Source organism: Desulfatibacillum alkenivorans DSM 16219, from assembly GCF_900142135.1.
In the GTDB taxonomy this organism is placed as follows: Bacteria; Desulfobacterota; Desulfobacteria; order Desulfobacterales; family Desulfatibacillaceae; genus Desulfatibacillum; species Desulfatibacillum alkenivorans.
The window spans coordinates 17168-37933 of sequence record NZ_FQZU01000002.1 but is presented as its reverse complement, the minus strand read 5'-3'; the positions used below and the strand labels follow the sequence as shown (position 1 = coordinate 37933).

Sequence of the window (20766 nt, the reverse complement as noted above, 5' to 3'; positions counted from 1 at the left end):
CCATGATTGTTGCATCACCCAAACCCATGGAAGAAATTATTGACACGGTGAAGGATTGCAAGAAACTGCTGATCCTGGGCTGTAATGAGTGCGTAACGGTTTGCGAAGCCGGGGGGAAAAAGGAGGTGGGCGTCCTGGCTTCGGCCCTGCGGATGTATTTCGCCAAGCAGGGCCGGCAGATCCAGATCGACGAGAGGACTCTGGAGCGCCAGTGCGATCACGAGTACCTGGAGGAAATCCGGGACATCGCCGACACTTACGACGCTATCCTTTCTCTGGCCTGCGGAGTGGGCGTGCAGTTTACGGCGGAAAAATATCTTGCCACCGTGGTGCTGCCCGGGGTCAACACCTGCTTTTTGGGCGCCACGGAGGAACGGGGGCTCTGGACCGAAAGGTGCCAGGCCTGCGGCGCCTGCGTCCTGGCCAAGACCGGCGGCATCTGCCCCGTGTCCCGATGCGCCAAGCGGGTGCTTAACGGTCCGTGCGGCGGATCCACAAACGGCAAGTGCGAAATCAGCAAGGAAGTGGATTGCGCCTGGCAACTGATTGTGGATCGCCTGACAGCCCTGGGCAAGATGGACGAATACGAACAGATCGCCCCTCTCAAGGACTGGTCTACGGACAGGGCCGGAGGCCCCCGAAAAGTGGTGAAGGAGGACGTGCAATCATGAGCCTGAACACCGAAAGCAAGCTGGAAAAAATTCTCAAGGCGGGACATCTTGCGGTTACCAGTGAATGCGGTCCTCCGCGCGGCACGAGCCTCGATAAAATCGAGGAAAAGGCCAATCTGATCAAAGACTGCGTGGACGCCATCAATGTGACGGACAATCAGACCTCCGTCACGCGCATGTGCAGTCTGGCCGCTTGCATCAAGATCAAGCTCATGGGCCTGGAGCCCGTCCTTCAGATGGTCACCCGGGATAGAAACCGCATCGCCATGCAGTCGGACATCCTTGGGGCGGCGGCATTCGGCGTGAACAACATGCTCTGCCTTTCGGGCGACCACCAGAGCTTTGGAGACTGCGCCACGGGCCAGAACGTCCACGACCTGGACTCCATGCAACTGGTGCAGACCGTGCGCCACATGCGGGATGAAGGGAAATTTCTGGGGGGCGGAGACATCGCCGGTCCTCCCAAAATATTTGTAGGCGCGGCGGCCAACCCCTTCGCTGATCCCTTTGAGGTAAGAGTACCCAGGCTTGCCAAAAAGATCGCAGCCGGGGCTGAGTTCATCCAGACCCAGTGCATCTATAATGTGGAAAAATTTGAAAAATGGCTGGAGATCGCCAGGGATCGGGGATTGACCGAAAAAGTCTTCATCCTGGCGGGAGTAACCCCAATGAAATCAGCGGGTATGGCCCGCTACATGAAAAATCGGGTTCCCGGGATGGACGTGCCGGACGAGATTGTGAAGCGTCTTTCCGACACTCCCAAGGAGAAGCAGGCCGACGAAGGGATCAAAATTTGCATAGAAACTATGCAACGGCTGAAAGAGGTGAAAGGAGTAGCCGGATTCCATGTCATGGCAATCGAATGGGAGGAAAAGGTGCCCGAACTGGTCGAGGGCGCCGGGTTGTACCCCAGGCCCGAGGTTGATTAGCCTGAACAAAACGGGCAGGGTCTCACCCCTGGCCCGCCATAGCCTGATCAAGTCAGGCGCCGTGTTTCAGGTAGGTTGAATCTGTTCTAATTACAAGGAGGAACACACATGGCAAACAAAAAGAGAATTCTTGTGGTTGACGATGAGCCTGATTTCTGCGCCATAGTCAAATCTTACCTGGAAAAGGAAGGTTATGCGGTGGAGACGGCCTATGATGGAGTCGAGGGCATTGACAAGGTCAAGGAAAGCCCCCCGGACGCCATCGTCCTGGATGTTATGATGCCTGAAAAAGACGGCTACGCCGTGTGCTCGGAGCTTAAATCCGACGAAAAATACCAGGATATCCCCATCGTCATGCTCACGGCTGTGGCGTCCCACGTCACATCCACCCGCTATTCGCATTATGACGGCATGAGCATGGAAGCCGACGACTACATTCCCAAACCGGCTTCCGCGGAAGACATCACCGCAGCCATCAAACGCGTACTGCCGGGCTAAAACCTGAGTACGCGCACATTCGTTGATTAATGCTTATTGATCCAGCATTTTAACCGGGGACAATCGCAGGGGCTTCGGCCTCTGCCATTTCCCCGGGGAAAGTAGTTTTGTTTTTCCCCGCCCTGTGACCTATCCATTTTTACTTCCCTAGCCGGTTACAGCCAATTCACAGCCGATAAAACACAGTTCAGGATCCACCGGATGACGGCGCAGTCCCCCTTGACTCCAAAGGATGCCGGGCCCTTGCTTGCGTGCGATCCTGAAAAACAGGTCGCCCTTGCAGGAACGATGATCTATGCCGCCCCCGATGATGGGTAACCCAGGCAGAGCAGTATCCTGCCTGGGCGCGCAGCGCAGTAGGAGCGGCCTTTGAATTGATGGAAACCTTTAATCAGCAAGGGCCGAACGCCCAATCCCCAAAAAAACGAAAGCATGGATTCCACCGAGTTCATGCGCCCGCCGATCGCACCCAATTTCCGCCTTCTTTCCCGGCCGCGCCTTTTGTTCTTCGAACCCAGGCAAAAAAAAGCCTTGCCTGGGCCGCCCTGCCCCCGCTGATGCCCGCCGTCATCCTCGTGGGTTACAGGCGATCAAAAAGGCGCCCATTTTACGGAATTTACAGCGCGGCTGGGCCGTGGTATCTTGTACCCATCATAATGCTGAAATTTTCTCACCCAATAAGCACGAGGCGCCCGGCCAAGGAGATCCGAACATGTTGATAGCCGTAATGAGCGACAGCCACGATCACATTTTAAAGATGAAGGAAGCCGCGGCCCGCATTCGCGGGGAAGGGGCGGAAATGGTCATCCATTGCGGAGACATTGTGGCTCCGTTCATGCTGTTTGAACTGAGCAAGGTGAGCGTCCCGGTCCATGCCGTTTTCGGCAACAACGACGGCGATCATTTTCTGCTCATGAAAGTGGCGGCGGAGGTTGGCAACATCACCTTTCACGGGCTTTTCGGCAAGGTGGACGCGGGGGGCGATCCCGTGGCTTTCACCCATTACCGGGAGGCGGCCGACGGCCTGGCCGGCAAACAGGAGTACAACGTGGTCTGCTACGGCCACACCCACGCCCATCATGCGGAAAAAATCGGCAAGACCTTGCTCATCAATCCGGGGGAGCTTATGGGCATGCAGGGCAAGTCGGGCTTTTGCCTGGTGGAGACCAAAACGGGCGAGTTTAGGGAAATTGTATTATAAGCAGCAATCGGGGTTTTAATCTTTTTTGTTGGGTTTCGCGATAAGGACTCCGGCGGACAAACTTCGTTTCCATTGTATCAGTCCGATTGGCGGAAAAAACCGAATCAGGAATGCTCTACCCAACCTACAATTTTTACAATAACATTTTCAATTTATTGATAATTTATAAATTAAAACGTAGGTTGGGTGGAGCTTGCGAAACCCAACGGCAAGCGCCTTAATCACCCCAGGTCGCCTCATCAATGATTGATTTGCACGCCCCTTAAACGCAAAAAAGCCCGCGATGGGCCTCGCAGGCTTGATTTTGGCCTTTTTCCTCAGTAGCGCCATCATGCCGTAAGAAGAAGCAAAGCAAAAGTTTTCAGTAAAGTACGGTCACTTTCGCCGACACGTTCATTTTCAAGTCCCCTATGATGAATGTGCCGAAATCCGTGTCCGCCGTGATGGAGTCGATGCTTATCGTTGTTGGCGCGATAGTCAACTCCATGCCGTGCTGGTCTTGCGTAAAGGGGGTTGTAAAGAGTTCGGGGGTTCTGACAAGATCGCTCACCGATTCCGTGTAAACGCTGGAGGCAATATCTACCTCAGGTCCCCATCCCTGCGCGGATATCTCCGCCAGTTCCATGTCGGTAAGTTCAATTTTTTCCGCCATAGCCGGAATGGCGAGCAGCGCGCCGACCAGAAGGACAGCGCAGAACACATGTTTTCTCATGATGTCTCCTTCAGCAGTGATGCTAATGGTAACCCGGCTATCCGCATGTCTGTTTATGGGACCCGTGGCTTTCCGTCCCTGCCTCGCAGCAGGTTTGGCTTTGTCTTTCCGCCGGCGGCTCGGCCGTCCCCCTGCTGAGGGACCCGGAGCTTTCCGTCCCTGCCTTGCGGCAGGTTTGGCAAAAAGAGACGATTGTGCATGATGGCGCTACTCAGGAAAAAGCGCTCCCGGTTCGTTGATCCGGGCCATTTGTCAAAGAGCCTCAATTGCCAAGTTTAGTGCGTTGAAACCGTGGGGTTGCGCCCCAAAAAATCACTGCTTTTTAAGGACATCGGAACAGGAGAGAGAAATCTTTAGGGAATTCCACAAGACGGGGCGCTTCAAAATTAGCCCTGTATTTGCAGCATGTTATCAATACCAAAAGGAATTAATCCGTGGAAGTTTCTGAATATGTTAAAGATATGCTGGAGATATGAATGATAATATTTGTGGGGAGCCGGCAAAAAAAATCGGCTTTCCCTCAAAAAAGGGAAAACCGATTGATTTTTTCCTATGAATTTTATGGGCTTCTTAAGGCCTTGGGTAGAAATCAGTCAAAGCCGACCCAGGTGGTGAGGTCGTTGGCCGAAACCCGGGAGGACTTGATGGCGTTGGCGGGAAAATCCCAGTCCGGATATCCCACGGCCACGGCCATGATGATTCGTTTTTCGTCGGGGATGCCTACGATTTGGCGCAGGGTTTTGGAGTACATGACGCCTTGGTCCTCAATGCAGGTGCCCAGGCCGTTGGCCGTGCAAAGCAGGCAGAAGGTCTGCAAAAAGCAGCCGATATCCAGCAGAGGGCCGGTTTCGGGCAGGCATTTGTCGGCGACGACGATCAACGCGGCGGGAGCGTTGAAGTAGCCGAAGCCCCTTTCCATCCATTTGGCCCGGCCTTCGTGATCGTCCCGCTGAATGTCCATAAGGCGGAAAAGCTCTATGGCAAGATCCACTTGGCGGGTGCGATAGACCGAGTCCTTCGGCCAGTCAATCAGGACGCTTTCCGGTTCCGGAAAAACTCCGGCCCGCAGTTGCTCCAGATTGGTTTGGCGGACCTCTTCCAAAACGTTTCCGCCCAGCATAAAACACTCCCAGGGCTGGGTGTTGTTTGCGGAAGGCGCCCGGCAGGCGTCTTCAAGAATGCCTGACAGCAGGTCTTTGGGGACCGGATCCGGCAAAAAGTTCCTGATGCTTTTCCTTGCTCGCACTGCGTCCAGAATATTCATGAAAATGCTCCCTGGCATGAAGCGCCGCAATAGCCGTTCCGCCGCGCATGCCCGTAAAATTGGTTTCTGCGAGACCCCCTCAAAGAAAACCGGACCAACCGACTCCAAATCAAGTGAGTTTAATTGATTTAGCGTCGACGCCATGGTACTAACTGCTTGGATAATTTCGATCATCTTGCCTTAAACCTATGAAAAAATCAACCAAAACGCTTCTTGTTTTCCTTGTTGCAAGCCTGGCGCTGATCATCCTGGCGGAGCTTGAGCTGCGCGCATTGGGCGCTTACGCAACCTGGGAGGAGCGTAACGGGGGCGAATACGTCTCCCCTTATGCAGTGAGATGCGCCTCGCAGCTCATGGTCAGGCCGGCCAACGCCCACATGGCGTACGCCCAGCCGGAGTTCAACTTTCCCCTTAAAACCAATTCCCTGGGAATACGGGACAAGGACCATGCGGCGGCAAAACCGCCGGGGGCCCTGCGCATCATCGTCCTGGGAGACTCTTTCACGGAAGGGCAAGGCGCCCTATTGGACGAATCCTGGCCCAAAGTTCTTGAGCAATCCCTGAACTCCGGCGCCGAGGCGTCTGTAGAAGTCATCATGGGCGGGGCAGCGGGCAGCGATCCTTTTTATAGCCGCCGCCTGTTGGAAGAACGTTTGATGCGGTTTACTCCGGATTTGGTCATCCTGGCCCTCAACTCCTTTGACGTCACGGACGTCATGGCCCGGGGCGGCGAAGAACGTTTTTTGCCGCATAATAAGGTATTTTACAAAGAGGCTCCGGCCTGGGAGCCCTTGTTCGCCCAAAGCAGGTTGGCGCGGCTGCTGGCCATGCGGGTTTTCAGCTGGGACTGGCTGCTTTTATCGCCCCGGGAACACATGAAGGCCAATGAAGAAGCCAGGCAAAAAGTTACTGCTCTGGTGCGGGAAATGGACGCGGCCGGATGCGAAAAAGGATTTAAGCTGGCCGTGGTTTTACAGCCTCATTTGCACGAATTGCAAGCTGGTCAATACGCTCAAAACCTGGACGCATTGGGCGCACAGATAAATCAAAACGGCGTTCCCGTATGCGACATATTGCCCTGTCTAAAAAAACGCGTTGACGTTGCGGAGACGCCTCCCGCATCGCTGTATTGGGAGAAAGACTTCCACCCCAACGCCAGGGGCTACGCCTTGTTTGCGGAATGCATAAGGGATTGGTTTTCTGTACAGAGCCTTCTTTGAGGCATTTAGAACAAGGTATAGTCTCCCGCTCCTTTGACCATACGGGTTTTGGGCAGCCCGTCCATGGGCTCAAATAACGCTCTATGCAACTCGTCTTGATCCACCTTGTATATGCAAATGGAGTACGCGGCCATGGCGTCGGGGCGTCGCTGGCCCAGGACATGGCAAAGTCTTGCGAAGCGGGCGCGCCGGAACCTGGCGATGATTTCCGCCTGCGCCGGGTTTGGATTGCCAATTTTCCCCAAGCCCAGATCCTGAACCATTCGGGTTAAATCCTGATATTTGGCTTCAAAAGGCTGGTTGTACGGCCCCAACGCGCCGGTGTACACTTGCCGCAAATAGGTCGCACTGATGCAATACCAGCCTGGCTTCAAAGCCGGAATTCCCGGCTCGTCCAGGGTCATGGGAGCGATTTTTTCGGCGCGAACCCCGAAATGCCCTGGCAGTGCGGTGCCGAAGTAGGAAAGATAAACCGGAAGGTCGTCCGCCCTATTATCCTGCCACTCCTTCAGGGCCGGAAGGTCCTGGCCCCAATCCAGGGAGCTGTCCACAAGGCGTTCATAGCCCCGCCCGGGTCCGCCTGAAATCCAGTTGAAATAAGAGAGGTAATGGGGCCAAATCCATAAGGACTGGGCAACAAGGATAATCAGGCAGGCAAGGGCGGCGATGCGGAGCCATGGCCGATCCCCCCAATAATGGATCAGAGCGCCCGCCAATATGAACACAGCCGGGTATATTGGCAGCAAATAGCGATGGCCGATGTTGACGCCCACGCTCATTGCCATGGCCATGTAAACCAATACAAAAACGCAGAGCGGGCGGGTTTGGATGGCTGCGGAATCCCCCCGATGCACAAAAAGCACGCCGGCCGTCAGGATCGCTGCCAGGATTACGGGCTCAGGGGTTTTTACGGCTATGCAAAAGGGGAAAAACAACGCCCAACCATTGATGGAATAGGCGCCGTTCATGAACCCGTCGCGCAGGGATAACTTATGGAGGACGTCCCACAGGCCCATGATAAAAGATTCGGGCAGAATCCTGCTTTTGATCAACAAAGCCCATATTCCGGAAACCGAAGGGCCGGCGGCCAGGGAAAGGCCGCCTTCCGGCGCGGCGTAAAAGCGGAATCCGTATAACGCCCATACCGTAAAGACCGTCAGGGTCAGAGCGCCGGCCGTATAGGCCATCAATTTCAAAAGATCCCCTTTGCGGCCCCCTCCCCCGGCCCAATGCATCACGGCCAGCAACGCGGCGACCGGGAATATGATCAAAAAGGACAGCTTGGAAGTCATGAGGCCTCCCAAAGCCAGCCCGGCCAATAGGGAGGACCCAAGCCCCGGGCGGTTCAGGAGCTTTTGCAGAGCCCCCAGGCTCAGCATGAAGAACAGGGCTGCAGCCAGGTCCGAGGTCGCCAGCCGGGCGTGAGCCAACATGGTGGGGGAAAAACAATACAGCGCCAGGGAAAATAATCCCGCTTTGAGGCCGAACAGATTCCGGGACCACAAAAACACCGCACCGCCCAAACACACGGAAAGCAGCAGGATCATGAGCCGGGCTCGAAAGAGCATTTGATCGGCGGGATTAGCCGGGTTGTACAAAAAATCCGTGAACACATCGGAGGACCGGGGATCTGGCGGCGTCAGGTCCATGAATAGCAGAGGCAAGGCGGCAAGGCGCTTGGGCAGGGCGCCGCTCACCGGGTCGACCCGGTGATCCTGTTGGGTCCAGTTGGAGAATCCGGCGGTAATGTGGACAATTTCGTCATAGGTGTTACTTTTACGTATTGCGGAGGACGCCCCGAGCAGAAAGTGGACCGCCAGAAGCGTGAAAACCAGGGCTGGGACCGTATATTTTGAAAGACCACCCTGGTTGGTGAAGCCAAAGGTTTTCACGGCGCCTCGTTTTAGGGTATCGTGGGTGTTTGAATTCGAGCTAAAACTTGGGAATAGTCCTTGACGGAATCAGACAAATAGCTTTATCAGAGAAAAAAGGCAAGGTTTACTGGGAGACTGCCGCCCAGGCTCCTTTTCAGGCCCCGGAGGCGCCGCTGGTTTGTGACATTTCTTTTACGCCCCGCCCCGGAGGGCTTGTTGACTTTTAGCCTGCAATGCCATAGCGTATTTTTTTCTTAGCAACCTCATTTTTTTTGGAGGAGTCCTTTGGAAATCATTTCGGACAAAGCGGCCATGGCCGCCCGTAGCGAAGCTGTCAGGCTGGAAGGAAAGACCATAGCCTTTGTCCCCACCATGGGCTATTTGCATGAGGGGCACTTGTCCTTGTTAAAAAAAGGGAGAAGCCTCTGCGATTATCTTGTACTTAGCATTTTTGTGAATCCCACCCAGTTCGGCCCCAACGAAGACCTGGACGCCTACCCCAGGGACGAGGAGCGGGACCAAAAGGTCGCCCGGGAAGCCGGGGTGGACGCCATATTCATGCCCAATAACGAAATGATGTACGGCCCCAATTACCAAACCTACGTGGCTCTGGAAAAGCTGCCCTATCATTTATGCGGCCTGTCCCGGCCCGTGCATTTTCGCGGGGTCGCCACCGTGGTGACCAAGCTGTTCAACATTGTTCGGCCCCATACGGCGATTTTCGGTGAAAAAGACTTTCAGCAGCTTGCGGTCATCCGCCAGATGGTCAAGGACCTGGACTTCGGCATAGAGATCATAGGCGGCCCCACGGTCCGCGAACCGGACGGGCTGGCCATGAGCTCCAGGAACGCCTACTTGACGCCCGAACAAAGAAAAGACGCCGCGGCCTTATACAAATCTCTCAACCAAGCCCAGGAGATGGTCTCGGCGGGGGAAAAAAGCGCGGCGGCCATTCTTGAAAAAGCCTCGGAAACAATTCTGGCCGTTCCGGGCGCTGAAATCGACTATGCAAAGTTGTGCGATCCCGCGACCCTGGACGACGTGGAAGCCATTGCCGGGCCGGCCCTCATGGCCCTGGCGGTCAAGATCGGCGCAACCCGGCTTATAGACAATAAAGTGCTTGAACCCTAGTTCCTTATTCTTTTTAAACATAAGTACGCTTTTCCAAACGGAGAGGGTCTAAATAACACAGAAGGGAGCCGTTTTATGAGCGACAACAAATTTTTCTTCACCTCGGAATCCGTGACCGAAGGACATCCTGACAAAGTGGCGGACGCCATTTCCGACAACATCCTGGACGCCATTATGGCCCAGGACAAAAACTGCCGGGTGGCATGCGAAACCCTGGTGACCACGGGCCTGGCGTTTATCGCCGGGGAAATCACCACAAGCTGCTACGTGGACATCCCGGACATCGTCCGGAACACCATCAAGGAAATCGGCTATCACTCCTCCCAGATGGGCTTTGACTGGCAGACCTGCTCGGTGCTCACCAGCATCGACCGCCAGTCCGAAGACATCGCCCTGGGCGTGGATGAGCAGACCGCGCAGTTCAAGGAGCAGGGCGCCGGCGACCAGGGACTGATGTTCGGCTATGCCACGGACGAGACCCCGGAGCTTATGCCCATGCCCATCACCTACGCCCATAAACTGACCAAGCGCCTTGCCAAGGTGAGGAAAAACGGCGCCCTGGACTTTCTCCGTCCCGACGGAAAAAGCCAGGTGACTATCGAATACGTGGACGGCCAGCCCAAGCGGGTGGACACCATCGTCATCGCGGCCCAGCACAAGCCGGACGTGACCACCTCCCAACTTCAGGAAGCGATCATTGAAGAAGTCATCAAAAAGGTGATTCCCGCTGAAATGATAGACGGCGACACCCGGTACTTCATCAACGCCACCGGCCGGTTCGTCATCGGCGGCCCCATGGGCGACTGCGGCCTCACCGGCCGGAAGATCATCGTGGACACCTACGGCGGCCAAGGCAGCCACGGCGGCGGATGCTTCTCGGGCAAGGACCCCTCCAAGGTGGACCGGAGCGCTTCCTACATGGGCCGCCATATCGCCAAGAACATCGTGGCCGCGGGCCTGGCCAAAAAGTGCGAGGTCCAGGTGGCCTACGCCATCGGCGTGCCTCAGCCCGTCTCCGTCATGGTGGACCCCATGGGCACGGGCGTGGTTCCCAAGGATACAATCCGGGAAATCATCCTGGACGTCTTTGACCTGCGCCCCAGGGCCATCATCGAGTACCTGGACCTGCTCAGGCCCATTTATCGCAAAACCGCCGCCTATGGCCATTTCGGCCGCGAAGACAGCGATTTTACCTGGGAAGCGACCAACAAGGCCGACGAAATCCGCGCCAAAGCCGGATTATAGAAAGAAGACCCGGGCGAGCCGGTCCGATCGCGCGCGCCTGTAATATCGCAGCAGTTAAACAAAGCCGCCTGTCCCGCAATCACGGGCAGGCGGCTTTTTCTGTTAGCAGGGTTCCCATGCTGAATAGCGCTGAATTCATCGTCCCCGCCGTATTCCTGTTTTTCGCCGTCATGCTTTTGCCGCGCGTGAGGGTCTGGCTTCGTTTGAAAAGCCTCCGGTTTAGGAAAGGAGGCGTCTCCTTTTTAGAAAGAGGCCAGGGCGCCGCAACGCTCAGGCCGATCTTTGAGGAAGCGGAACGCGCCATGGAAGCCCTGGGCTTTGAGTATTGCTGCAGTTCCATCGTCACCCCCTTGTGGACAAGCGAACCGCCCAAACAGGTCATGGCATTCGCCCATAAGCAAGCCAGGGCGTTCGCCATAGTCCTGCCCCCGACCATTCCCAACGGCCAGGTTCCCTTTGAGGTCCACTTCCAGACCCTCTTTGACGACGGGACGGTTCTCTCCACCGTAGACGGAATATCCCAGTCCATCCCGGCCTATCCCGACTGGTTCAAGCTGGAGGATCACGGCGTAGGCGATTATATCAAGCAGTGGGAGGCCCACCAGCAATCCTGCGAGGCCAAGGAGTCCAGGCCTCTGCCTGCGAGCCTTGAAAACTACCTGGAGATGGAAAGGCGTTTTGGTTCGGAGACCATCCCCGACATGGAAGCAAGGGGAGACCTGATCCATGCGGACGAGCCTTTTCAATGGAGGCTCACTTTTTCCAAGGCCTGGGCCTTAAGCATGCAAATGATTAAGGGCGAGCAAAACATGATGGCTCAGGCGCAAAAGGTTGCGGCGCCGCAAACCCGGTTCAGCGGGAACGCATTGATGGCGGCGGAAATCGCAGCGTACGACCGCCATCAAAGGGCCGAGGAATTTTTCTCTTCCAAAAGCCAGGGAAAAATCGGCCGGTTTATCCTAAGCGCCGCCGCCTTTGTCGCGGCCTTTACCTGGCTATGGTCGTTTGAAAACGCGTTGTTGCTGCTGCTGGTCATATTTATACACGAGATCGGGCATTACCTGGCCATGGGCCTGTTCGGATATAAGAACCGGCAGGTGTTTTTCGTGCCGTTTTTGGGCGCGGCCACAATGGGGGCGAAGGACGACGCTACAATTTTACAAAGGGTTTGGGTTTTACTGGGCGGCCCGGCGCCCGGACTGATTCTGGGCGCAACCTGCATGCTCTTATTTTTCCATACGCACAATGATTTTATGCTCATGCTGGGAGCGATGTTTTTAGTCATCAACTATCTGAACCTGTTGCCTATCACTCCTTTTGACGGAGGAAAAATTCTGGATGCTTTGTTTTTCGACCGTTTTCCCAGAGCCCAGTTTTTTTTCTTCCTGGGAAGCATTTTCATTTTGGCAAGCTGCGGCTTGTTATTGTCGGAGCCTATTTTGCCGTTCATTGCAGTAATCTTTACTTTTGGGGTCAAATCCAAATGGCGTGAAGGCTCATTAGCTAAAAAAGCCATGGCGGCCCTGCCCCCCATGGCGGGAGAAGCCATTACCAAAAAGGTCGTCTTCAAGACGCTGAAAGACGATGCTGTTGGAAACGGGCCATACGCCCAAAGGCTGCGGCTTGCCAATACCCTGATCAAATTGCTTGGGGCGCCCAAACCCACCCAATTGGAACTGGTAAAAGGCGCTTTGATATATGTCGGGGTTTTGGTTCTTCCCTTGATTATCCTGCTCCTCTTTTTTCTGCTAAACGCCGACATCGCAACCCTCTAATTCCATTGAAACAGGAAATATGCTGGCTTCTTTATTGATTTTTCGGTATCATAATGTCGGAGGGTGCGCCTTGCACCATAAGGGATAACCAACAATCAAGGACATTTAATATGAAACCCTGCCTGTCTGTTTTTTCCCGTTTTTGCGCGGCGGCGGCCTTGGCCGTTCTGCTTTTTTCCGGTTGCATGCAAAGAGGCTATGAAATCACCTACACCCCGGAAATGCCCGAGGCCATGCCCCCAACCAGTGACGCTAAAATTTTCAATTATTATGACGTCAATGCGGATAAAATATACGATGTCTTTTTTAAAGACTACCTTATCATCGGCCGCTCGTCCTTTGAAGGCCCATACAACGATCCCCAAAAGCTGTTGGAGTTCGCCCAGGCAAAAGGCGCCCATGTTGTGGTGACGTCGTCCTCGCTTTCGGAGGAGCGCACCCACGACATGATCATAGACATGCCCGCCACGCCCTCGATTCCCGTGGTGGGCGGGGACAGCGCCGGGCCTTCCGGCTATCATACGACCGGCGTGACCAGCCACCAGCGCATGCGTATGAATCTGAAGATTTTCAACCAAACCGCTTTGTTTTTGCGTAAGGTCAAAGACCAGCCCGCTTTGTGGGAAATGAACAAGTCCCAGTTCGGCGATCTGACTGCCGCCAAGGCATACGCAGAATATGACGCCCAGGGCGCCAGGGTGGAGGCCTTCAAGATGGACGGCCGGATCCTGGGATTTTACAACGGGGCTTCAAACTCAGAGTGGGATAAAGGGGACCTTAAGTTCATCATTTACGAAGGGGATAAGCTCTCCGGCGTATACCTGATGGACGACAAAACGCCTCAACTGGCTAAATACGCGTTTTTCTCCGACGGACGGGTGGAAGCCAGCCTGCCTCTGGTGGAGGAAAAGGCGGTTCTCAGGCAAACGGGCGGCGTGAAATAGCCCGTCCGTCAAATTATGGGAGTTTATTCATCAACTCTTAGGAAAAAACGGCCCCTTGCCCGTGAGGAAGGATTTCACGAAGTCGAACCCCAAAAGCATCATGTCCTCGTCCGAAGCCTGGGCCATGGCGAGCCTGTCCCCGGGTACGTCAAAGCGGCTTAAAAACGAGCTGTTCAGGACGAAATCCTTAAACTTATCCACGTTGAAGCAGGCCATGGCCGCCATTTTCAGGGCCGGGCTTTGCCTCCCCTGGGGCCCCCATGGGTTGGACCGGAACAGAGAGTCCATATCCACCCAGTGGGCGTTCATGGCAATGTAATCCCCCATATTCTGGTCTGCAATCCATTCCTCGGCAGTCCACTCCCTGCCCTGCCCGTGGCCGTGGCCGTGGCCGTGGCAATGGTCGTGTACGGTATAAAAATAGGCTGTATGACAGTAGTCGCCCACCCGGGAGACTGCGGGCTCCAATGGATAGGCCCGGCACGAAAAAGGCCGGTCTTCATACACGGTGCAGCCTTCATCGGTCAAAAAGGGGCACGGCAGGCCTTCGATCTTCTGCATTTTCAGCATGACGCTGGGAAAATGCTCGTTGTCCCGATAATCCGAATAGGTGTGCTTTTCCAAAAACTCGTCCGAGGTCATGCCCAACCGGTTTTTCATGCGGATGACGTCGTAGGGGTATAAGTACATGTCTGCGTTGTGACAGCAATTGGTAAAGCAGTCCACCTGGGGATTGCATGTAAAATTAAAGGTTTCTCCGGCAGTTAAAAGATGCCGTCCTGTTTTGATTTTCGCCATGGGTGCAGGGTCCTTTCCAAATGCTCCGATTCTTTCAAGCCGATTTCGACTTAAGGCACTGTATCGCAAAACAGCCTGATCGTCACCCCCCATGGAGGATTTAGGCGGCATCCGGTTTTCGCTTGACAGGGAGGCCGAGAAATTGTCCACTGACGACATGAAAACGATTGCACTGCATACGGCTTTGATCGTGATATTGCTTCTGTCGGCCGGCCCCGCCGTTGCGGGAGGAGACCCTATGAAGGGGCCTAAAAAGGCCGTCAAACCCGCAGCGGTCAAACATGAAGACAGCGTAGGCGAAGGATTTATGATTACCGCCTACCAGGAAATCCTCTCCCCCGTGGGCGGGGCGCGGTGCAGAATGCATCCCAGTTGCTCGCGCTACGGCCGGCAGTGCTTTGAAGAATACGGCCTCTTGAGGGGCTATATCATGACCTGCGACAGACTCATGCGCTGCGGCCGGGACGAAATCCACCTCTCCCCCGTCCTTTGGGTGAACGGAAAGAAAAAATGCCTGGATCCGGTTTCGGAGAATGCTTTCCCCTCGCTCCATGATGAAAAATGCTGCGCCAACCAATACTGCCAATGAGGACGGACCATTGACCCCCAATTCCAGCAAAACTCCGGACGCCCCCAGGACCTCCTGCATCCAGTGCGGTTCGTGCTGCACCAAGGGCGGCCCCGCGCTTCACAAGCAGGACATGGACATCATGCGGCGGGGCGTTATCATGCCCCAGCACTTGTTTACCTTGCGCGTGGGCGAGAAGGTGTACGAAAACGTGGTGGGCGCCGTGGTTCCCTCCCAGGAGGAAATGGTCAAGATTAAGGGCAAGCCCGGATCTTGGACCTGCCTTTTTTTTAACGAAGAGGAAAAAAACTGCGGCATTTACCAGGATCGCCCCATGGAGTGCCGCGCCCTGGCATGCTGGGACACGTCAGCCATTGAAGCGGTGTACGCCAAGGACCGCCTGACGCGGTTTGACCTGGTCGGTCCTCAGGACGCCGTCAGGAAATTCATGGACGCCCACGAGAAAAGATGCTCGCACCGGGAGATAGGGCGGTTGATCGGGCTGCTCTCTTCAGAGCAGGCGGAAAACGCCGCCAACCAGATTCTGGACATGGTTCTGTACGAGAATGACATGCGGGCCATGCTGGTGCAAAAGGCAGGGCTTAAAAACGAACACCTGGATTTCTTGTTCGGCAGGCCCTTGCAGGAAGCCTTGAAAGGCTGCGGCCTGGAGGTGAAAAACATCCGGGGCAAGCTGGCCTTATTTCCCGTGGAGAATCATCCTTAAGCCGCTTCGATATGCCCGGGCCGTCCTTTGGCCTCCAGGGCCAAATCCACCAGCCTGCTCATAAGCGCGGTGAAATCCATGCCCGCAGCCTTTGCGGCTTTGGGCAGCAGGCTGTTGGCGGTCATTCCCGGTATGGTGTTGGTCTCCAGCACATGCAGGGCCCCTTCCTTATCCAGAATCATGTCCGTGCGGCTGTATCCCTTGCAGAATAGGGCTTTGTGAGCTTGTTTGGACAGATCCATGGCCCTTTGAGCGTCTTCTTCGCTGATGCGGGCGGGGCAGATTTCTTCGGACTTGCCGGCTTCGTATTTTGCGCCGTATTCAAAAAAGGCGAATTCCTCTCCCGGCACGATTTCGATTAACGGCAGGGCTTCCAATTCGTCGTTGCCAAGCACGGCGCCCGTGATTTCCACGCCGGTCACGCAGGCTTCCAGAAGCAGGACCGGATCTTCGGCGAATCCCGCGTCCAGCGCCTTGTCCAGGTCGGCAGGCCCTTTAACCAAGCTCATGCCTATGGAGGAGCCTCCCATGCAGGGTTTGACGAACAGGGGGTACCCCACCTGGCCGGCCAGATTTGCGGCCTCATGGCGAATATCCGGGCTGACCACGCGATAGGACGGAGTTTTAATCCCTGCTTGCTCATAAAGCTGCTTGGAGGCCAGTTTGCTCATGGATACAGCGCTGCCCAGGACTCCAGACCCCTGATAAGGGATGTCCAGCAAATCCAAGAGGCCCTGGATCCGGCCGTCCTCGCCGTATTCTCCGTGGAGCATGACCACGGCGACGTCTATATTGGGAGCGTCGTGCACAAGGCGCGGAATGTCGATTTTGGGGTCGTAGCAGCGAACGACAAAACGGTCTTTGTCCAAGGCGTTGAGCACTTCCGTGCCGCTAAGAATGGAGACCTCCCGTTCTGCGGAGGCGCCGCCGAATAGGAGGGCGAGATTCAACCTTTTCATGGATCCCCCCGGCGTGGTTGGGTTGATGTTTTGTGCAAACCCTTTTATCAGGGTCCGGCCTTTTGCCTGCAGGCCGGATTACTTCAAGAGCCCTTGTTTGGCTTTGTGGTACTCGGCGGCCGTTATGAGATTTTTCTCAAAAAGTTCGGCCAGTTCCTTAAGCTCGCGGAGGCGCATGGCGTCAGGGTCTTCCAGTTGGGCTACGTGGCGGGGGCCCGCCAGCCTTTCAGCCGCCGCCCTGCCGTCCATACGTACGGACACCAAGCCGCCGAGAAAGCTGACTTCCACTTCTTTTCCGCTGATCATGGGGTCGGAAAGGACTTCGGACAGGCTTTTTCCGTCGCGTTTCAGCTTTTGGAAAAAGCGGTATCCCGAGTAGATTATGAGGGCGGTTCCGCCGAAGAAGATATAAGGCATAAAATGGACCAGGCCGCCGAAGAAGAGGACGGCCCCTCCCAGCCCTAAAACCAAAAGGGCGTGGAGAACCAAAATAAAATAGGCCAGGAATACGCTTTTTACGACCCCCGGATTTTCCGGTTGCTTAGGGGCCTGCTTGTTGCGGTTAAAAAACATGCTTTCATTTCTTCCCGAATTTCTCCACCAACTTGTGCTCATAACATTCGGGCACATCAAACTCAAGCGAGCCCGAACGCATAAGATTGAGCTTGGTTATCAGGTGGTTCAATTTCTTCATTGCTTTGTATTTTTCCCGGGTGTCTTCCATGCCTGCCATTAACTGCTCCATGTTGGCGATTTCCTTTTTAACTTCCACCTCCGGGGGCAGGCAGCCCGCGTTCTTGAGTATTTTGTAAGCCATGCGCAGGTCTTCGGGAACGCAGGCGTCCCTGTCCAGGTCGATGGGTTTGCCGGCGCCTGGAAGATCGTCAAAGACTCCTCTACGTTGGGCGTCTTGAATTCGCTGCTCGATGATTTTGCTAAAACCGTCCACACGCTCACCTGCAAAGGAGCCGTACTCAAGAGATCGGTGGTTCACGGTCCAAAGATAAAACATTCCTTGGGCGGTGGCAACTAAAAAACCCCCGAGAGGGCTGGACGCCTCCCGAGGGTTTTAATTGCGTTTGGTGGCGATGCAGGGATTTGAACCCCGGACACTGCGGATATGAGCCGCATGCTCTGACCGACTGAGCTACATCGCCGCAACAGAGAAAGCGCTTTTACCACGTGATTTGTCCGGCGTCAACCCGGAAAATACATCTCTGCCAACTATTTTTAAAATTCCTTCGATCAGCTGCCGTGATTGGCTTCAGCAAGGACCACGTCCACGGAATCCAGGGCCGCCGGCGGATCGAAGAAAACAACCGTATAGTCTAAAACGCCGTTCTGTGCAAGACCTAAATTCGAATTTCCGGCGCCATTTTTATTGCCCATGGCGCTGCGGATGTCCGCCCGGCTCATGGAGCTCAATTGGGCCTTGGGCAGGGGATTGCCAGCGTAGGCCTGCACCTCGGTCAGAACCTTGCCCGCAGCGTCCTTTAACACCCCTTTAAGGCGAATATTGCTGCAAGGCGCGTTAAATCCGTTTTGCACCTTTCCGCTGACCACCAGCATCCAGCTGCCGTCAGCGCCCTGGATCCACTCATGCTGATAGGCGCCGAAATTGATCTGACCCACTATGTTCCGGCTCGGAGCGGCCGAGACAGGCGGTTCAGCAGGCGCGGCCTGGGGCTTGGGCGCCACAGGTTTTGCAGCGGGCGCCGGGGCCGGTTTGGGCTTCGGCATGGGTTTGGGGGCCGGCTCAGGCTCGGGCGCAATCCCCAGCATTTCAGATACAAACGGGATTTCAAAGGGCAGTTGGATGTCCAGATACTTGACTGCGGCAAAGCCGCCGCCCAAAAGGATGATCAGCACCAACAGAAGGATCAGGATCTTGCTCGGGCCTTTCTTGGCAGGCGGAGCGGCAAAATCTTCTTCCTCCTCTTCCTCATCGGAAGGCGGAGGCGGCGGAGGCGCGCTTGCTTCAGTGTCCATGGTTTCCGGCGGCAGCTCCATGGTTTCGCCGGGCTCCATGTCCATGGTTGCCGCGCCTTCTTCATCATGGGTGAACTCCATGGTCTGGATGGCGTCGCCTATGGGCGCGTCCACCTGGAAATCATCCGTATCTTCATCAATCTCAAATTCCTGCTCATCATCGTCCACGACCTGCACTTCCAGGCCGTCCGAGGCGATTTCATCCTCCAGATCAATATCCAGATCCATACCGCCGTCGTCGCCCTGGCTGTCCTCCATGTCCATGTCAAAATCCAGGTCCATGCCCTCATCAGCCGCCTGCTGGGCGGGCTCGGGCTCCGGAGCGCTGGCATCCATGGTCAGGTCAAAGCTGTCCAGGTCAATGGACATTTCTTCGGTGGCTTCCTCTTCGGTCATTTCCAGTTCGGCTTCAGGCTCCATTTCCAGGTCGCCCAGGTCCAGGTCGGAAACCGGCGCGTCCTTGGCAGGCGCATCCTCCGCGCCTGTAGACAGGTCGTCGATTTCCAAATCGAAGTCTTCGCCCAATCCTTCGGAGTCGTCTTCTTCGGACTCCGGAACAAGAAGCTCCTCGGTCAGATCCATCTCGCCGAGGCCGAGGCCGTCTTCCCCAGCGGCCGCCTCGGCGGGTTTATCCTCTTCCGCAAAGCTGTCCAGGTCCAAATCCAGATCCAGGTCCGCGGTGGATTCTTCCAGGGGCAGGGGCGTGGAGTCTTCTCCGCCGTCCATGTCCTCTAGTTCCAGCTCCAGTTCGCCGGAGGATTCCTCCTCGTCGTCCGATTCCATTCTAAGGTCTTCCAAAGTATCCATGTCGCCAAGGTCCACATCCAAATCTGCGGAATCCGGAGAGGCTTCCGGTTCCTTTACGCCATCCATATCCATGGTCATTGTGTCTCCCAGTTCCAAGTCCAGTTCCGACGGGGCGTCTTCCGTTGCATCCGCTTCCTGGGGGGCTCCAGCCTCCAGATCGTCTCCCAGGTCGTCCAGACCGTCGAGATCCAAATCCATGGGGGCGTCTACCGGTTCGTCAAGTCCTTCCGGCATTGCGTCCAAACCGGACAGGTCCAAATCATCATCAGCGGCTTCGGGGGCCGCGGGTTCTTCCAAAGCAGGGTCATACAGGTCAGGCAGGCCCAAATCGTCGTCATCTGCAGCGTCATCCAGGCCAAGGTCCAGGCCGCCGTCATCGTCTCCGCCCAGGGCCAGGTCGCCGTCTGCATCCGTTCCGTCGTCGTCGAGACTCAGGCTGTCGTCCTCGCTGGACAGGTCCGGCAGACCCAATTCGTCATCCGCCGCCATGCCCAGATCGCCGGGATCGCTGTCCAGGTCGGGCAGGCCCAATTCATCGGCGCCCGGCCCCTGGGTCGAGTCATCCGCCGTGGAATCCATGTCCGGCAGGTCCATGTCCAGGTCGGGAATATCAAGGGCGTCGTCCTCGGACAGGCTCATGGCCGAGTCGTCCACCGAATCTTCATCAATCTCGGGGAGCCCCATGTCCAGTTCCGGCAATTCCCGGTCCAGTTCGTCGCTCACTTCGCCGAGCGCTTCCTCCTCGGCTATATTGTCCTCGGGAACCATATCCAGTTCCGGCAGGCCCAGGCCGTCGTCCCTGGAGGAAAACTCCGAGCCCTGTCCCACGGAATTGATGTCCTCCACGCTTTCGGCAAGCTGGTCTCCGAACTCGTCTTCCAGATCGGGGAGGTCAATATCCATATCCTTGGGTTGGGCCGGAGCCGCCTGGGAAACTGCGGCCAGATTTTCGGCCAACTGATTTTCCAATTCAGGCGTCCCCAGATCGTCGTCCAACTCAGGCAGATCCACGTCCAGGTCAAAGGTGTCATCATCCGGTGCATAGGAAGAAGAATCGCCCTCCAGGTCAGGATCCAAATCCGGAAGGTCTTCATCCAAGTCAACCGGGGCCGCCGGGCGGTCCAGAGCCAGGTCGGAGACATCCAAGGGATCGGAGCCGGCTTGGGCGCCGGCCTGGGCGGAGGCGCCGGAGTCGGAGCCTGCGTCCAAATCCATTTCCAGGCTGGAAAGGTCCATATCCAGGTCGTCATCCAGGGAGCCCAGGTCCAAGTCCGAATCCAGGGAAAGATCTCCGCCGCTGCCGGAGGATTTTCCTCCGCCGCCCTCGCCGATCATGTGATAGCGACGGCAGCCATGACAACAAGTCAGGGGCAGGCCCCATTGTTCCGCGGCAAATCCAGAATGGGCGTGATAGATGCATTTCAGGCATGTGGCAATCATGTCTTTTCCCCGTT

19 protein-coding genes, 1 tRNA gene and 2 riboswitches are annotated in these 20766 nt (G+C 55.9%); of the genes, 11 read left to right on the top strand and 9 right to left on the bottom strand.

Annotation, left to right across the window (positions count from 1 at the left end):
• Positions 1-2 precede the first annotated feature (2 nt).
• The 4 genes from BUE18_RS02210 to BUE18_RS02195 all read left to right on the top strand — a co-directional run bounded on the left by BUE18_RS02210 (position 3) and on the right by BUE18_RS02195 (position 3299).
• Positions 3-671, top strand: a complete 669-nt coding sequence (locus tag BUE18_RS02210; RefSeq protein WP_073472424.1) for a methylenetetrahydrofolate reductase C-terminal domain-containing protein — start codon at positions 3-5, stop codon at positions 669-671.
• Positions 668-1600: a methylenetetrahydrofolate reductase gene (locus BUE18_RS02205; RefSeq protein WP_073472422.1), complete on the top strand. Its 933-nt coding sequence runs from the start codon at positions 668-670 to the stop codon at positions 1598-1600. Before BUE18_RS02210 ends, BUE18_RS02205 begins: the two co-directional genes overlap by 4 nt.
• Positions 1601-1708: 108 nt before the next feature.
• Positions 1709-2098 carry a response regulator transcription factor gene (locus BUE18_RS02200; RefSeq protein WP_073472421.1) on the top strand — a complete coding sequence of 130 codons (390 nt, stop codon included), beginning with the start codon at positions 1709-1711 and terminating at the stop codon, positions 2096-2098.
• 712 nt (positions 2099-2810) lie between these two features.
• A complete protein-coding gene (locus BUE18_RS02195; RefSeq protein ID WP_073472419.1) occupies positions 2811-3299 on the top strand; it encodes a metallophosphoesterase family protein in 489 nt (162 codons plus the stop codon).
• A gap of 361 nt (positions 3300-3660) precedes the next feature.
• Here the strand turns inward: BUE18_RS02195 and BUE18_RS02190 are convergent, their stop codons facing one another.
• Both BUE18_RS02190 and BUE18_RS02185 read right to left on the bottom strand, forming a co-directional pair.
• Positions 3661-4011, bottom strand: a complete 351-nt coding sequence (locus tag BUE18_RS02190) for a hypothetical protein (protein ID WP_073472418.1) — start codon at positions 4009-4011, stop codon at positions 3661-3663.
• 24 nt (positions 4012-4035) lie between these two features.
• A riboswitch (cyclic di-GMP riboswitch) is annotated at positions 4036-4120 on the bottom strand.
• Position 4121: 1 nt separating this feature from the next.
• Positions 4122-4201: riboswitch (cyclic di-GMP riboswitch) on the bottom strand.
• A 399-nt stretch (positions 4202-4600) separates the two neighbouring features.
• Complete coding sequence (locus BUE18_RS02185; RefSeq protein ID WP_073472416.1) at positions 4601-5275, bottom strand: nitroreductase; 675 nt, start codon at positions 5273-5275, stop codon at positions 4601-4603.
• A gap of 188 nt (positions 5276-5463) precedes the next feature.
• Here BUE18_RS02185 and BUE18_RS02180 point away from each other — a divergent pair, with 188 nt between their 5' ends.
• Positions 5464-6495 (top strand): SGNH/GDSL hydrolase family protein, encoded by a 1032-nt coding sequence (locus BUE18_RS02180; RefSeq protein ID WP_073472414.1) that lies wholly within the window; start codon positions 5464-5466, stop codon positions 6493-6495.
• Positions 6496-6500: 5 nt separating this feature from the next.
• Here the strand turns inward: BUE18_RS02180 and BUE18_RS02175 are convergent, their stop codons facing one another.
• Positions 6501-8387, bottom strand: a complete 1887-nt coding sequence (locus BUE18_RS02175) for a glycosyltransferase family 39 protein (protein ID WP_073472412.1) — start codon at positions 8385-8387, stop codon at positions 6501-6503.
• Positions 8388-8654: 267 nt separating this feature from the next.
• On the opposite strand from BUE18_RS02175, the gene panC reads away from it, so the two are divergent.
• The 4 genes from panC (at position 8655) to BUE18_RS02155 (ending at position 13464) form a co-directional block, all read left to right on the top strand.
• A complete protein-coding gene (gene panC / locus BUE18_RS02170) occupies positions 8655-9500 on the top strand; it encodes a pantoate--beta-alanine ligase (protein WP_073472410.1) in 846 nt (281 codons plus the stop codon).
• Between the two features lie 75 nt (positions 9501-9575).
• Positions 9576-10745, top strand: a complete 1170-nt coding sequence (gene metK, locus BUE18_RS02165; RefSeq protein ID WP_073472408.1) for a methionine adenosyltransferase — start codon at positions 9576-9578, stop codon at positions 10743-10745.
• 116 nt (positions 10746-10861) lie between these two features.
• Positions 10862-12520: a site-2 protease family protein gene (locus BUE18_RS02160; protein ID WP_073472406.1), complete on the top strand. Its 1659-nt coding sequence runs from the start codon at positions 10862-10864 to the stop codon at positions 12518-12520.
• Positions 12521-12630: 110 nt separating this feature from the next.
• A complete protein-coding gene (locus BUE18_RS02155) occupies positions 12631-13464 on the top strand; it encodes a hypothetical protein (protein ID WP_073472404.1) in 834 nt (277 codons plus the stop codon).
• A 30-nt stretch (positions 13465-13494) separates the two neighbouring features.
• On the opposite strand, the gene BUE18_RS02150 is transcribed toward BUE18_RS02155, so the two are convergent.
• Positions 13495-14262, bottom strand: coding sequence for a YkgJ family cysteine cluster protein (locus BUE18_RS02150; protein WP_073472402.1), 768 nt, complete (start codon positions 14260-14262; stop codon positions 13495-13497).
• A gap of 142 nt (positions 14263-14404) precedes the next feature.
• On the opposite strand from BUE18_RS02150, the gene yidD reads away from it, so the two are divergent.
• Together yidD and BUE18_RS02140 are read left to right on the top strand one after the other, a co-directional pair.
• Positions 14405-14851 (top strand): membrane protein insertion efficiency factor YidD, encoded by a 447-nt coding sequence (gene yidD, locus BUE18_RS02145; protein ID WP_170868234.1) that lies wholly within the window; start codon positions 14405-14407, stop codon positions 14849-14851.
• Positions 14852-14861: 10 nt separating this feature from the next.
• Positions 14862-15557, top strand: coding sequence for a YkgJ family cysteine cluster protein (locus BUE18_RS02140; RefSeq protein WP_073472399.1), 696 nt, complete (start codon positions 14862-14864; stop codon positions 15555-15557).
• On the opposite strand, the gene BUE18_RS02135 is transcribed toward BUE18_RS02140, so the two are convergent.
• The 5 genes from BUE18_RS02135 to BUE18_RS02115 all read right to left on the bottom strand — a co-directional run bounded on the left by BUE18_RS02135 (position 15554) and on the right by BUE18_RS02115 (position 20752).
• Positions 15554-16516 carry a D-alanine--D-alanine ligase family protein gene (locus BUE18_RS02135; RefSeq protein WP_073472397.1) on the bottom strand — a complete coding sequence of 321 codons (963 nt, stop codon included), beginning with the start codon at positions 16514-16516 and terminating at the stop codon, positions 15554-15556. The two genes, BUE18_RS02140 and BUE18_RS02135, sit on opposite strands and share 4 nt — an antisense overlap.
• 78 nt (positions 16517-16594) lie before the next feature.
• Positions 16595-17089 carry an SHOCT domain-containing protein gene (locus tag BUE18_RS02130; protein ID WP_073472396.1) on the bottom strand — a complete coding sequence of 165 codons (495 nt, stop codon included), beginning with the start codon at positions 17087-17089 and terminating at the stop codon, positions 16595-16597.
• Positions 17090-17093: 4 nt separating this feature from the next.
• Positions 17094-17465, bottom strand: a complete 372-nt coding sequence (locus BUE18_RS02125; protein WP_073472860.1) for a DnaJ family domain-containing protein — start codon at positions 17463-17465, stop codon at positions 17094-17096.
• A gap of 131 nt (positions 17466-17596) precedes the next feature.
• Positions 17597-17673 (bottom strand) — tRNA-Met (locus BUE18_RS02120).
• Between the two features lie 88 nt (positions 17674-17761).
• Positions 17762-20752 (bottom strand): DUF3426 domain-containing protein, encoded by a 2991-nt coding sequence (locus BUE18_RS02115; RefSeq protein WP_073472393.1) that lies wholly within the window; start codon positions 20750-20752, stop codon positions 17762-17764.
• Positions 20753-20766 lie beyond the last annotated feature (14 nt).

What these genes read in the sequence shown, in the direction of transcription:
- BUE18_RS02155 (WP_073472404.1), top strand. Translation starts at nt 12,631, where the DNA reads ATGAAACCCTGCCTGTCTGTTTTTTCCCGTTTTTGCGCGGCGGCGGCC.
- BUE18_RS02200 (WP_073472421.1), top strand. Translation starts at nt 1,709, where the DNA reads ATGGCAAACAAAAAGAGAATTCTTGTGGTTGACGATGAGCCTGATTTC.
- BUE18_RS02150 (WP_073472402.1), bottom strand. Translation starts at nt 14,262, where the DNA reads ATGGCGAAAATCAAAACAGGACGGCATCTTTTAACTGCCGGAGAAACC.
- BUE18_RS02205 (WP_073472422.1), top strand. Translation starts at nt 668, where the DNA reads ATGAGCCTGAACACCGAAAGCAAGCTGGAAAAAATTCTCAAGGCGGGA.
- BUE18_RS02115 (WP_073472393.1), bottom strand. Translation starts at nt 20,752, where the DNA reads ATGATTGCCACATGCCTGAAATGCATCTATCACGCCCATTCTGGATTT.
- BUE18_RS02135 (WP_073472397.1), bottom strand. Translation starts at nt 16,516, where the DNA reads ATGAAAAGGTTGAATCTCGCCCTCCTATTCGGCGGCGCCTCCGCAGAA.
- BUE18_RS02185 (WP_073472416.1), bottom strand. Translation starts at nt 5,275, where the DNA reads ATGAATATTCTGGACGCAGTGCGAGCAAGGAAAAGCATCAGGAACTTT.
- BUE18_RS02210 (WP_073472424.1), top strand. Translation starts at nt 3, where the DNA reads ATGATTGTTGCATCACCCAAACCCATGGAAGAAATTATTGACACGGTG.
- BUE18_RS02190 (WP_073472418.1), bottom strand. Translation starts at nt 4,011, where the DNA reads ATGAGAAAACATGTGTTCTGCGCTGTCCTTCTGGTCGGCGCGCTGCTC.
- metK (WP_073472408.1), top strand. Translation starts at nt 9,576, where the DNA reads ATGAGCGACAACAAATTTTTCTTCACCTCGGAATCCGTGACCGAAGGA.
- BUE18_RS02160 (WP_073472406.1), top strand. Translation starts at nt 10,862, where the DNA reads ATGCTGAATAGCGCTGAATTCATCGTCCCCGCCGTATTCCTGTTTTTC.
- BUE18_RS02180 (WP_073472414.1), top strand. Translation starts at nt 5,464, where the DNA reads ATGAAAAAATCAACCAAAACGCTTCTTGTTTTCCTTGTTGCAAGCCTG.
- BUE18_RS02130 (WP_073472396.1), bottom strand. Translation starts at nt 17,089, where the DNA reads ATGTTTTTTAACCGCAACAAGCAGGCCCCTAAGCAACCGGAAAATCCG.
- BUE18_RS02195 (WP_073472419.1), top strand. Translation starts at nt 2,811, where the DNA reads ATGTTGATAGCCGTAATGAGCGACAGCCACGATCACATTTTAAAGATG.